Annotated in this window: 11 protein-coding genes; 6 read left to right on the forward strand and 5 right to left on the reverse strand. The window is 56.7% G+C overall.

Translation table 11 applies throughout. The features are described from left to right. Positions 1-258 precede the first annotated feature (258 nt). Positions 259-1,542, forward strand: coding sequence for an adenylosuccinate synthase (locus tag OSO_RS0140225; RefSeq protein WP_010588346.1), 1,284 nt, complete (start codon positions 259-261; stop codon positions 1,540-1,542). A gap of 140 nt (positions 1,543-1,682) precedes the next feature. Here OSO_RS0140225 and OSO_RS0140230 read toward each other — a convergent pair whose 3' ends face one another. Continuing rightward, a complete protein-coding gene (locus OSO_RS0140230) occupies positions 1,683-3,038 on the reverse strand; it encodes an enolase C-terminal domain-like protein (RefSeq protein WP_010588347.1) in 1,356 nt (451 codons plus the stop codon). A gap of 702 nt (positions 3,039-3,740) precedes the next feature. Here OSO_RS0140230 and OSO_RS47010 point away from each other — a divergent pair. Continuing rightward, positions 3,741-4,109 carry a hypothetical protein gene (locus tag OSO_RS47010; RefSeq protein ID WP_010588348.1) on the forward strand — a complete coding sequence of 123 codons (369 nt, stop codon included), beginning with the start codon at positions 3,741-3,743 and terminating at the stop codon, positions 4,107-4,109. Between the two features lie 52 nt (positions 4,110-4,161). Then, positions 4,162-5,385, forward strand: coding sequence for an MFS transporter (locus tag OSO_RS0140240; RefSeq protein ID WP_010588349.1), 1,224 nt, complete (start codon positions 4,162-4,164; stop codon positions 5,383-5,385). Here the strand turns inward: OSO_RS0140240 and OSO_RS47015 are convergent, their stop codons facing one another. Beyond that, positions 5,386-5,937: a YidH family protein gene (locus tag OSO_RS47015; RefSeq protein WP_010588350.1), complete on the reverse strand. Its 552-nt coding sequence runs from the start codon at positions 5,935-5,937 to the stop codon at positions 5,386-5,388. A gap of 212 nt (positions 5,938-6,149) precedes the next feature. Here OSO_RS47015 and OSO_RS0140250 point away from each other — a divergent pair, with 212 nt between their 5' ends. From OSO_RS0140250 to OSO_RS0140260, 3 genes are all read left to right on the forward strand, one after another. Continuing rightward, on the forward strand, positions 6,150-7,586 hold the full coding sequence (locus OSO_RS0140250) for a hypothetical protein (protein ID WP_157606239.1): 1,437 nt from the start codon (positions 6,150-6,152) through the stop codon (positions 7,584-7,586). 33 nt (positions 7,587-7,619) lie between these two features. Then, entirely contained in the window at positions 7,620-8,000 is a 381-nt protein-coding gene (locus OSO_RS0140255) for a nuclear transport factor 2 family protein (protein WP_010588352.1), read from the forward strand. Positions 8,001-8,178: 178 nt separating this feature from the next. Continuing rightward, positions 8,179-9,855 (forward strand): alkaline phosphatase, encoded by a 1,677-nt coding sequence (locus OSO_RS0140260; protein ID WP_010588353.1) that lies wholly within the window; start codon positions 8,179-8,181, stop codon positions 9,853-9,855. Positions 9,856-9,944: 89 nt separating this feature from the next. Here the strand turns inward: OSO_RS0140260 and OSO_RS0140265 are convergent, their stop codons facing one another. From OSO_RS0140265 to OSO_RS0140275, 3 genes are all read right to left on the reverse strand, one after another. Further along, on the reverse strand, positions 9,945-11,495 hold the full coding sequence (locus tag OSO_RS0140265) for a sulfatase family protein (RefSeq protein ID WP_237729403.1): 1,551 nt from the start codon (positions 11,493-11,495) through the stop codon (positions 9,945-9,947). 120 nt (positions 11,496-11,615) lie between these two features. Then, on the reverse strand, positions 11,616-12,236 hold the full coding sequence (trmB, locus tag OSO_RS0140270) for a tRNA (guanosine(46)-N7)-methyltransferase TrmB (RefSeq protein WP_010588355.1): 621 nt from the start codon (positions 12,234-12,236) through the stop codon (positions 11,616-11,618). 73 nt (positions 12,237-12,309) lie between these two features. Continuing rightward, positions 12,310-12,819: a 3-hydroxyacyl-ACP dehydratase FabZ family protein gene (locus tag OSO_RS0140275; protein WP_010588356.1), complete on the reverse strand. Its 510-nt coding sequence runs from the start codon at positions 12,817-12,819 to the stop codon at positions 12,310-12,312. Between the last annotated feature and the right edge of the window lie 118 nt (positions 12,820-12,937).

Below are 12,937 nucleotides of genomic sequence, written 5' to 3' on the forward strand. Positions count from 1 at the left end.
TTAACGGTAGACTGAACGGGACTCGCGGGGCTGACGTTGAAGTCAGCCCCGCGTTTTTCGCGTCCCGAGGTTCCGAAAAACGTTTTCCCGGATGACGGCACGTGTCGAACGGATCGCATTTCGATCGACATCAGCCCACCGGCGGTTTCGGACTGCTGAACGACGCTCATCCCGAAAATCTCACAAGCTTGTCGGTTCTGCCGCGCGAGACGTGCGTTCTCGCCGTCCAATGAATGTTTTCACTGAAGGTTTGCAATCGTGTCAGTCACGTCAGTTGTCGGTTTGCAATGGGGCGATGAAGCCAAGGGAAAGATCGTTGATTTTCTGACTGATTCGCACGCCGTTGTGGTCCGGTATCAGGGTGGAAACAACGCGGGCCATACGGTCAAATTCGATGGTCAAACCTACAAGCTGTCGCTGCTTCCCACGGGCATCCTACGTCCGGGTGTCACGGCCGTCATCGGTAACGGTCTGGTCGTCAATCCAGAAGCATTGCTCAACGAGATGAAGTCGTTGACCGATCGCGGTATTCGCGTCGATGGCCGCAATCTGTTGCTGAGCGATCGTGCTCACGTGATCTTCCCGTATCACATCGTCGAAGACCGCGTTTTCGAGCAACGACGTGGTGACCATGCCATCGGGACCACCGGTCGTGGAATTGGAACCTGCTATCGCGACAAGGCGGGGCGAACACATGCCGTTCGCGTCGGCGATCTTTATCATCCCGAATCTCTTCGCGATAAGCTGAAGGACATCGTCGCATTCAAGAACTTGACGTTGAAAGCACTCGATCCCTCGCTCGAGCCACTCAATGCCGACGCGATCTATGCTCAGTACCAAACGTACGCTCAAAAGCTCGAGTCTCACGTGGTGGATACGACCGCATGGCTCCATAAGGCTTTGAAGCAAAAACAAAACATCCTGTTTGAAGGCGCTCAGGGCGGGCTGCTGGATGTCGACCACGGGACGTTCCCTTACGTCACCAGTTCCAACAGCTCGGCCGCGGGAATTCACAGCGGGAGTGGTGTGCCGCAGCGAGCGATCAATCGGATGATCGGTGTTGTGAAAGCTTATACCACCCGCGTGGGAGGAGGCCCCTTCCCGACGGAGCTGCACAACGAGATTGGTCAGCATATCCGCGATGTGGGGCACGAGTACGGAACCGTGACGGGACGTCCGCGTCGTTGTGGTTGGTTCGATGCTGTCGCGACGGCGTATGGTGCCCGCGTTTGCGGTGTCGATGAGATTGCCGTGATGCTGCTCGACGTGCTGGCTCAGCTTGACGAGCTCAACATTTGCGAGGCATACGAGATTCGCGGCGAACGCACCACAGACTTCCCTTCGCATGTTGAAGACCTGGAAGTTGCCAAGCCGATCTTCCGAAAAATCCCCGGCTGGAAGCAGGACATTACCGGGGCACGGAAGCTGAGCGATCTGCCCGCCGGTGCGCGGCGCTACGTCGATACGATCGTGGAGCTGCTAGAGGTTCCCGCCAAGTTCATCAGCATCGGCCCGGACCGCGAACAAACGATTCTGTTGTAAGTTTGGGCGGTTTGCTTCCATCGCCAGCGTATGAGATCGCCCTGAACGAACTGATCGTTCAGGGCGAAGTTTTTTTATGCATCAGGACAGGCTGCGAGGGGTTCTGGCCTGCTGGCGGCCTACGTCATCAGCCATCCTGTTCAGATGCCGAGTCCGATTCCGTTCAGGATCCCGGTCCCAACGGTTCCGTCGGTGATGTCGAACATCGCTGGGAATCGTTTGTTCCACGGCTTGTTCCCGGCCGGGCAATACTGACGCCCATTCCCTTCGATCGCGGCGACTCCCGGAATGTGTGCGGCAATGCTGGCCGAATGCAGGAAGGAATATCCCGGGCAGGTCAGGTCCTGAACGCAAAGGAACATGCCGTACTTCTGCGCGGCGGCCCCCAGCAGCAACGTCTCGGTCTGTCCCTTGCAGGCTTTGAGCGCGGCACCGGTATAACCCTGTTCGCGGGCCAATTGCAGGGTGTCGAAGTTCACGAGTGATTCGTCGATCACCACGGGCTTGATCTTGGCGGCTTCGTGCATCTTGTTTTCAGGATGCGCCTTCAGGTCGCGATGCGTCGGTTGCTCGACGTATTGAATCCGTTCGAACGTGGCCGGTGATTTCGCTTTGATCTGGTTCAGGAACTCGACGACGTAGCTGACGTTCTGGCACTTCTCGTTGAAGTCCACGGAATAGAACCAGGTCGTGCATCCGCGCTTCACCTGCGCTTCCTCGGCGACGCGATTAACTGTCAGGGTTCGATCCAGGTCCCAGTCGAGGTTATCGCCGGCCAGTTTGATCTTCATGTGTGTCAGGCCGTTGTGGGCGATCCACTGTGGCAATGTTTCCGGAAGTCCATCTCCGATCTTCTTCGTGACGTCTGCATCGGTGAGCGGGTCGAGCGCGCCGATCAGATGGTACAGCGGCATCCGCTCTTTCGGCTGACGCAGGGTGTACTTGTCGAGGTACTCACCTTTGAACTCGCCGTCCAGATAAGTCGACAGGTCATAGTTCATGAACTTCGACGACAGCGTGTCGAAGCTATTCAAGTTATGCAGTCGGCCGTAGGCATCGTGAAGTGCGGCGTCGAATGAACTGGCTGAGACCAACTGAGCCAGCTCGGGCATCGGTTCGGGCACTTTCAGTTGATTCGACAAGGTCTTGGCAAGGTGGTCGTATTCGGCGGAAAGGTGATAGACGAGGTCGATGGGGTGGCCGAACTCACCACACTCGTTGGCGAGATCGATGATTTCATCGATGAATCGCTGCATCGTGTTCTCGGCCTGTTCCGGCGAGACTTTTTCCGATGGCCAAGCCCAGATGTTGCCGAGCGGCATACTGCCAAAACCACTGGCGTGGCGTTTGCCATCGCGTGATTCGACTTCGACATCAACATTAACGATGAACGCTTTATCCATCACGCGCCCGCCGAATTTCAGCGGGGCTCGAAACGGTAACGGTTCAACGGCGCAAGCGGCATTCTTGATGCGGATGTCCGTCGATTTCGGCATGTCCTCGGCACTTCTTTGCTGGAGAAAATGAGAAAGTAAACAGAGTTCGTCGCTCGAACTCGGACTGCGGCAACTTCAGCTCAAAAGATCAAACAATCAGCTGTTGAGATCGCGGGGCTTGGTACTTCCAGACCCCGAAACTGCATGGGATATCTCGTGCAAAGGTGGCTAACACCTTCGTTACAACAGGCTGATCTTGTATTCCGTCGCCTCATTTCCGATTCATTTGGCCCGCATGACGACATCGCGATCTTAGCTTTCGCGGGCAATGCGATCAAGAATTCCATTGTCAGGTCTTACGGATGTTGTCAGGCCAGTCTACTGGAACGGTGTTCATTACGTGTGGAGACATGGTAAGTCGCATTGTGGCGATTTCACCAGGAATTTCTGTCAAACCTGAAATGTCGTCTGTTTCCCGGAACCTCGCCTCCTCGAAGATCCGCAAATTCACTACACCTCACCGGCAGTTTCCGCCGGAATCGGTGGCCTGACGCTGGCACAGGCCGGGCAGGAACAAAAGCTGCTTGAGAACCTATTGTTGTTCGAACCTCGTTGCCGCGAGTGTGTCCTAATCCACAAAGTCATGTTTGAGGCCTGGATGTGATTCAGGCGAAGACAGCCATGAAAAAATGGCTGACGGTGCTGTGGTGCCACCTTGGCGGTTCGTGACAATCAATCACTTGTAACTGGAAGGGAACCAGCATGACTTCGATCAAATTGTTTTTTTCTGTCGTATGTTTGAGTCTTGTTTGCACGGGATCGGCATTTGCGCAGCCAGGTTGGGGGCATCACCATCGGCACTATTACGGCTACGGCCGACCTGTCTATGGCTATCCCCCCGTCGTCGTGGCACCTCCTCCGGTCGTGGTCGCACCGCCCCCAGCGGTGATTCCCGCTCCGGCGCCAGGTGTGGTTTATTCATCACCGGTTTACCCGGGACCGACGTATGTGGCACCCGCACCGGTTCCCGTCTACGCTCCACCTGCCTACGGCTATGGCGTCGTGGGGCCACGTGGACGCTACGGCTTCGGGTACAGCAGTCCCGGTGTTGGCGTGTATATCGGAAGATAGTTGAAGGCAATTTCAGCAGAAACGGATAGGTCGATTGATGGCTACTGAGGCAATGGCGGAAATCACGGAGAGTTCTCAACCTCGGCAAGCGAACGCCGCGGTTTCCGTCCTGGTGGCGCTCAGTCTGTCACATCTACTCAATGATGTGATGCAGTCCTTGATCAATGCCATTTATCCTCTGCTCAAGGAAAGCTATTCGCTCACCTTCTTTCAAATTGGAATGATCACGTTCACGTTCCAATTGACCGCGTCATTACTGCAGCCACTGGTTGGTTTCTTTACCGACCGCCACCCCTGGGCCTATTCATTGACGTCGGGGATGGGGTTTACATTCGTGGGCTTAATCTTGCTCGCGATGGCAAATAGTTTTCCTGCGATCCTCGTGGGGGCGGGGATGGTGGGAATTGGATCGTCCGTCTTTCACCCCGAAGCGTCTCGGGTCGCGCGACTGGCGTCGGGGGGGCGATACGGTTTTGCCCAGTCGATGTTTCAGGTGGGCGGCAACGCGGGGTCGGCCCTGGGGCCTTTGCTCGCGTCCTACATCGTCGTTCCTTGGGGACAACCAAGTATCGCCTGGTTCTCGATCGGGGCCGTGGCCGCGATGGTGGTTCTGTTCAACGTCGGTCGTTGGTATCAGCAGCAGCTGAGCTCGATCCGCATCCACAAGCCAAAGTCCGTATCGGTCGACCGACCAACGCTTCCGCGTTGGCGTGTTGGAGCCGCGATCACGGTGCTGCTCGTGCTGATCTTCTCGAAATATTTCTATCTCGTCAGTCTCAGCAACTACTACACGTTTTACCTCATGCAGCGTTTCAACGTGTCTGTCTCGGATGCCCAGATTTACTTGTTCGTCTTCCTGGGCGCTGTGGCGGTGGGGACAGTGGGCGGCGGGCCCGTCGGTGACCGGGTGGGGTTCAAGACCGTGATCTGGTTTTCGATCCTGGGAGTCTTGCCATTTACGATCATCCTGCCGCATGTCAATTTGTTCTGGACAGTCGTGTTGACCGTTCCCATCGGGCTGATTCTGGCGTCGGCCTTTTCCGCCATGATTGTTTATGCCCAAGAGCTTGTTCCCAGCCAGGTCGGCATGATCGCCGGTCTGTTCTTCGGATTCGCCTTTGGGATGGCAGGCATCGGCGCCGCTGTGCTGGGCTGGTTGGCGGACAAGACGAGCATCGAATACGTCTATCAAATTTGTGCCTACCTGCCGCTATTCGGTTTGTTCACGGCCCTGTTGCCAAATACGGAACCTCAGCGTCGACATGCCAAGGCATAGTCACGAGAGCAATTCCTGCGCGATTGAAACCTGTCGTCCCGCGTCACCCACGATCGATGGCGCGAATCGAATTCGCATCAAATACTCTTGCTCTTGGGATTGTCTGGGGTCGCGAATTCGGATCGCCGTTGTGGATCTTTCCGTCTCCGAAGGTTGCGGGTTTGCGGTTCCGAGCGTCAGCAGATAGGCGGCCATTAACAGTCCGATGACGCCCATAAACATCACGACGATCAAGCCCAGCGGCCAGCGCGGTGGTTCATAGGGAAGGTTCTGGTTCAAACGGCGGATGAATCTGGCATGTTCCCATCCGGCAAGCAGGCTGACGGCGGTGCCGACCAGGACGAGCACGATTCCAATCCACAACGAGAACCCAGAATGATGTGAAACGGGAATCTTTCCCATGGCGGCAATTTCTCGCAGGAAGAACCCGAATCGCGCAACGACGAATCCGAATCCCATCATGGCCAGGCCCGTTCTGATCCATGCCAGCAATGTCCGCTCGCCAGCGAAGCGATTTCGCGGATCTTCGGGGATGGGTTGACCGCTACTCATGGGGTTTCCTTGGAGATGTGCATTCGAAGTTCGTTGGCGCCGCAAATGGCGTGCATGAAGATTTGCCATGAGTGGGCCGACAGTCCACGTGATCAGAAAAAAAAGCTGTCCCTGCTCATGCAGGGTGATTCGCTCGTATCATGCGTTGAAAGCGCGTGTCGCGGAAAATCAATCTGTCGAGCTCGACGTATTTTGGATATGGGATCAGTCCATTGAATAGAGACCTCCGACTATTGCTGGCTTGGTTGACGGTGGTTCTGGGAACACGGCCACTGATCGCCGCTGAGCTCGATGCCCTTGATCCGGCGTACCACCACACGGGCGAACTCGCGGGATCGCTTCGCACTGCGGACCCATTGCCGCTCTACGATGCCGATCCTCAGCACGTTTGGAATCGATTGTTTGCGGCCATCTCGATCCGTCATAGCCTGTTGCCTTCGAAGCGTGGTGGAACTCCCATTGCCCGAATTGAAGGGGGGGATTCGATTGATTTTCTTGCCTGGCCGGGAACAACATATTGGGACGAACCGGAAACCGTCGCGCGGCTTGTGGGGTTGCTCGATCAGTTCCAGCAGGAGCGTGCCGAACGCATGACGACCGATCCCATTCGGCGCGTCATGCTCCAGCGCGACCTGTGGGCGGTCTTTGATTCTCTGGTCAGTCAAAACATCTCTCGCCGTGGTGACGTTGAAACCCGCCAGCGACGTGCGCGACTCTGCGGTCGCTTGGCAAAGGTTATCCAGTCGCTGGCCCTGCCGGTTGAAACTCTCGCACAGTTGCCCAACAACTATCAATTGGCACTCGAATCGGGGCATTTTACTGACACGCATCAGTTCGATCCCCAACGCGAATATCTTCCCTCGCGATTGCTGACGGAGGACGACGAATGGCAAGAGCTCGACTTCTATCAACCCAAAGTGACGCAAGACATCGAACGCCGCTTCGTCTTCTTGCACACCCGCGCCTTTCGGGGCCGATCGTACTTTCGCGTGTTTTATCGATTTCCCGGCGGTCGCTCGCAACTCGAGAAGTATCTCCAGGAGGTGGAAGCGACGGGAATCGATTGGAAGGCGTCGGGCCAGCACGGCAGCATCATGCTGAAGCCCGATGCTCCACAGGTTCCCGAGGGGACGGAAGTCGCGTTGCTGCAGTTCTTGATTGCACTCGATCCGAACATGAAGCCCGTCCCCACGCCGCTGGTGGAATCTGTTCGCGTCAACATGTTCAAAACTGTCGATGGAGGTCGCGATCCCAGTACGAACACCGGTCTTGGATTCAATGCCACCAAGTATACGCTCAAGCGGCGACTTGCGTTTGCGGGGATGAAGCATGGCGGGCTGCAACGCGAACCAGATGACCTTCCCGTTTATCGAATCATTTTTGAGAGCGAAAACGCGATCGACTGGGGCCCGCGTGGGCGATTCTTCGAACTGGCCGCGGAATGTCGTTCGTGTCATTCCGGAAGTGGTCGATCGGGTGTCTTCGCCATTCCTTCGCTGATCAATTCCGGGGGCATCGATTCGGGTGCCCAGCTTGGTGTGGTGCATCCGCTTGCGGTGGGGCAACCCAGTCCGCATCCCGCGCGTACCGTCAAATGGAAGACCGCCGATGAGACGTACCGCCGACTGGTTGAGTTTGTTGAGAATTGAATTCACGTCAGATCGTCTTGATGGATGGCACCAATGACGGAACTCTCTGAGGCTGACCGTGACCTGCTTCAACGATTGGAAGAATCGCTGTGGCGTGAAACATCTCGCTTCGACAGGGCCTATCTCGACACCGTCATGGCCGCCGATTTCTTTGAGTTCGGGCGATCCGGGAATGTTTATGCTCGCGACGACGTTGTTTCGATGCCGAGTGGTCCGATCAATGCGGTCTTGCCACTGGCCGATTTTCAAATTCGGCGGCTGGATCAGAATCTCGCTCAGGTGACCTACAACAGTACAGTCACGAGCAGTAACGGCACGGTCTTCAGGCCGAGGCGAAGTTCGATCTGGAGTCGTACGAGCGACGGTTGGCGGATGCGATTTCATCAGGGGACACCGATTCCCGATCCCGATTAATCCTTGGCCCTTAGGCGGATGCCCGCGGATTACCAAAAATCCATCGTTCTCAGGTCATTTGTGCTGGGATCCTTGTTAAAATCGAGGGTTGAATCAGGTTCTGCGAATGGACTGAATGGCACATTCTTTGAGCGGTCCTCGCGTCGCGCGGATTTGCATGTTTAAGGATTCCGGTTTCATGATTGACCGTCGATTTGCCGTATGTTTGGGGATTGCCAGCGCGTTGCTGTGCGGGATCGATGTCGGTGCAAACGACTATGTCCGAGACCTGCAGACCGAAGCGATCAAGGAAGGAAAGGCACCTGTTGCGCATTGGGGCGACAAGGAGGACAGGTATGTCAGTTGGAGTTCGCACAGCAATCGATTGATTCCCGTCTATTCGTATGGAACGAAGACTGCACCCGAGGGAATTTCGCAAAGCAGCTACAAGGGGCCCCTGAACCCTTATCATTCCGAGGCGGCGCTCAAGCGATTGTATGGTCGGGTTCCTGAAAAGACGTTGAATCCCGATGCGACCTATTTCGACCAGACGAATGTGTTCGACATTCAGCAGGCCGCTTTGAAGGCCGGAAAGAAGCACATCTTCCTGGTGGTGTTCGACGGGATGGACTGGCAGACGACACAAGCCGCCGCGATCTATTTGAAGCAAAAGGTGACCTACACCGAAGGTCGGGGCGATGCGCTGCACTTCCAGAAGTACAACGCGGGGGGAACCGCAGAGTTCGGTTACATGGTGACGAGTCCCCACAATGAAGGCACCGAGGTCGACGTTGACACCCAGACCGTGAAGAATCCGGGTGGTTCGATTTTCGGTGGCTATGATCCGAGCCGTGGGGGACGATTCCCCTGGGAAATCGCTCCCGAGATTCCTTATCTGATCACGGCTCCAAAGACTGATCCGACCAAGCAGGCCTATACCGATTCGTCGAGTTCTGCCACCAGCATGACCGCAGGCATCAAGACGTATAACAACTCGGTCAATGTCGACGCGAATGGTGCCCCGGTGCCCACGATCGCGCACCTGGCGCAAGCGGTCGGCTATTCGGTGGGTGCGGTCACCACGGTCCCCATTTGCCATGCGACCCCTGCGGCGGCGTACGCTCATAACGTGCATCGCGACGACTATCAGGATCTGACGCGAGACTTGATCGGCCTGCCTTCGATCATTCATCCGAACGAACCTCTGGCTGGGCTCGACGTGCTGATCGGAACAGGATGGGGCGTCGAGATTCCGAAGTCGTCTGGCCAGGGAAAGAACTTCGTCGTTGGGAACCAGTACTTCACCGATGCGGACAAGGCCAAGGTCAGCGTCGACAACGGTGGGAAGTATGTCATCGCGGAACGAACCACGGGGATTGCAGGCCCCGTGACATTGCAGCAAGGCGTCGAACGAGCGATCAAAGAGCACAAGCGGCTGCTGGGTTATTATGGCGTTGCCACGACGGGGCACCTGCCCTTTGCAACGGCGGATGGTGACTTCAAGCCTTCGCCAGGTCGCTCCGGCAAGGCCGAGCAATATACCGATGCCGACGTCCAGGAAAACGTGACGCTGAAAGACATGGCCGAAGCCGCGATTCATGTTCTGGCTCAGAACCCAAAAGGATTCTGGTTGATGGTGGAGGCGGGTGATGTTGACTGGGCTAACCACGATAACAATCTCGATAACTCGATTGGTGCGGTGATTTCCGGAGATAACGCCGTCAAGGCGATTACGGATTGGGTTGAGAAAAACAGCAACTGGAACGAGTCGGTCATGATCGTCACGGCAGATCACGGACACTATTTGTTCCTCGATCACCCCGAACAGTTGATCGATCCTCAAGCCAAAGTCAGTGACACTGGAAGCGGTCGCTGAACCGCGAAGTCGTGTCGTCTTCGATTTTCTGTAACCACGTGTGACCGGGACGATCTGCTTTTGCGGGCGTCCCGGGATCCACGCGCGTCTTATTGTGTCGGTCGTTGCCAGGCGACCTGACCGCCGTTCTGAATGTGCTTTCGCAGCAAGGCTGACAATCGTGCTGCGATCGCCTGTTCTTCGTGGATGCGATTGCGTGATTCCTGAGGATCAACCGCCAAGTTGTAGAGCTCGAGCGGTTGAAACGGGTTGTCCTGAATCAGCTTCCAGTCGCCTTGGATCAAAGCTTCGATGGTTTTCCCGCCGTATGCCGAACCGCCTTCGCGCCGGACAAAGTACAGCTCGCGCTGGGCGTCGGCCAAGGCATTCTCAGCGGAAGCCTGTCCCAAGAGTGTCGGCAGAAAGCTGATTCCATCAATGCCTTGTGGTGTCGTTGCCCCGGCCGCGTCAGCGATCGTTGCGAACAGATCCATGGTCACGGCGGACCGCGCCGTGTGCGAACCGCTCTCGATGTGATTCGGCCAGCGTGCGATGGCGGGGACACGTAAGCCGCCTTCGTACATGTGCTGTTTCTCGCTACGCCATGGGCCATTATTGGCCTGATGCCGCAGCAATCCCCCGTTGTCGGACGTAAAAAAGACCAGCGTGTTGTCCGCCAGTTTCAAGCGGTCCAGAGTCTCCAGAACCTTGCCGATCCCGGCATCCATCTGCTCGATCAAGGCGACCAACCCCACGCGCGCTTCGGCCATGTCCGGTTCGCGTTGGCGGACCTTCTCGCGCCATGCGGTTGGTGGCTGGATTGGATCGTGGGGTGCGTTGTACGCCAAGTACAGGAAGAACGGCGTATTGGGGCGTGCCGCGTCAGAGCGTGTCTGAGCCTTCGCCCGTTCCGCGAGATAGTCGCACGCCCAATCGGTGAACAGGTCTGTCGCGTGGCCTTCGGGGTCAATCACGTCATGATTGCGACGCATGAAGTTTTGCCCCCCGCGACGATGAGTGAGGTAGTCATCCATCATGTCGCCAAGGAACCCATGGAAGAAATCGAATCCCCGTTCGGTCGGCGTGTTCGGTGACGCAAGCCCCAGGTGCCACTTGCCAACGATCGCAGAATGGTATCCCTGTGATTTCAGAATCTGGGGCAGCAACACGGCATGTGGTGCCAGCCAGCCCCACGAGTCGTTGTGCGTATGACGGATCACGCCGGGGACGCCGACACGATCGGGAAAACAGCCGGTCAGCAGCGCCGCGCGAGTAGGTGAACAGACGCACGAATTGGCGCGGAAGTTGTCGAACGTCATTCCTTCGCGACAGAGTCGATCGATGGCGGGGGTGCGGATGTCCTTGGTTCCGAACGCCGAGTAGTCGCCTCGACCCTGATCGTCGGTCAGGATCACAATCACATTGGGTCGTGATGGTCCGGCCGCCGTCGACACGCCGGGCGCCAAGAGGATGGTGAGGCTGAACAGCGAGAAGATCATGGATGCCCTGAGGACCCAAGTCGGGGTCTTGCTTCGCGGGATGATCGACGAAGCATGCTGGAAGCTTTTATGAACCGTATTTGGCGGGGCGAACGCCCCATTCTGACGATCCACCGATCGCTGAAGGCCAGCCCAATCCATCGATCCGTGAGTTCTCGGCACAGCATCAACTCCCTTCACGAGGATGATTGCGCGGTGATCTTCTCGAACGTCCCGTAAATCGTCCTGATTCGTTGCCATGCACTGGAACTGATCGTGTCTGTCCCACACGCCAATCGGAAACTAACGTCGTAGCCAGAGTCCACGGTGAATCGTGCAGCCCATTCGTCGACCGCGGCGATGAAAGCCGGTCAAAAAGTCGTTGTCGTCCAGGCCTGCTGGTTCCGGGGGTGGTTCTTGCGGAATGAACTCGACGTGATGATTCATTAGCGACGAGATCACTTCAAAATACTCGCCCACGTCGGACCACGAGTGTACGTAGCCACCGTGCTTGACGATGAGTGCCAACTGGTCGGCAAATTCATCGGTAAACAGGCGGCGTTTGTGGTGTTTTCGCTTCCACCACGGATCAGGAAAGTAGACACGTGCGACATCGACCGAATGAGGTCGAACATGGTTGGCCATGAACTGCTTGGCGTCCCCACCGATGACGCGGGCGTTGGGAAGTTCGCGTTTGGCCAGACGTTTCGCGCCGTGTCGCCCTTCGGTGAAGTCCAGTTCCAGCCCCAGCCAGTTGGTTTCGGGATGGCTGATGGCCGAATCGACCAGGAACTTGCCCCGTCCGCAACCGATATCGAACTCAACGGGATTTGAGTTGCCGAAGACCTCGGGCCAGTCGAGCACACCTTCGACTTCATCGAGTGCGGTGAAATAGGGACGCAGATCAATTACGGGCGGGGCCATCAACGAATCCTGAGCGCATGCAACACGGAAGAGCCGGTCGGACGAGACAAGTCCCGGGATGGCTCCGCCAAAATTATTCTTCTGTGGCCGCCGAGCGGTTCTTGTCGATCGGGACACCGATCATTTTGCCGCTGAAGACCATCTTTTCTTTGACGAAACCCTGGAAATCGAATTCCGCGCGGCGGCCGGGGCGCAGCTTTGACAGCCGAGCCATGATCAGCAGGCGGTCGCCGACGAACACGGGTGATCGAAATCGCACTTCGTCCATCCCGCCGAACCCCAGGAAGTCTCCTTCCAGCAGTTCGTATTTTCGAGCATAAAATCCTGCCAGTTGCGCGGCGCATTCGCACAGCACGACACCCGGCATCAGCGGGAACTCGGGCATATGTCCCCGCACCCAGAATTCGTTCGGGGTAATATCTTTGTAACCGATCAGGCCATTGCCTTCGCGATCGACGTAAACAATCGCCGTCAGTTGCTCCATCTCGAATCGTTGCGGATTGATCTCTCGAATCTCTTCGATTGTGAATACCGGTCGATCAAAATCCACTCGATCAAATTCGTAGATGAGTTGCGGAGGCATCGCGATTCCTTATCGGTCGGTCTTGCGGCAGGGACAACCTGTTCCGCCTATTGGACTTGCAGACAGCAAATGATCCGAAACCAGGCGGCTGGTGTCCGGTTCGACAAATGTCCGTCCC

Source organism: Schlesneria paludicola DSM 18645 (genome assembly GCF_000255655.1).
GTDB lineage: Bacteria > Planctomycetota > Planctomycetia > Planctomycetales > Planctomycetaceae > Schlesneria > Schlesneria paludicola.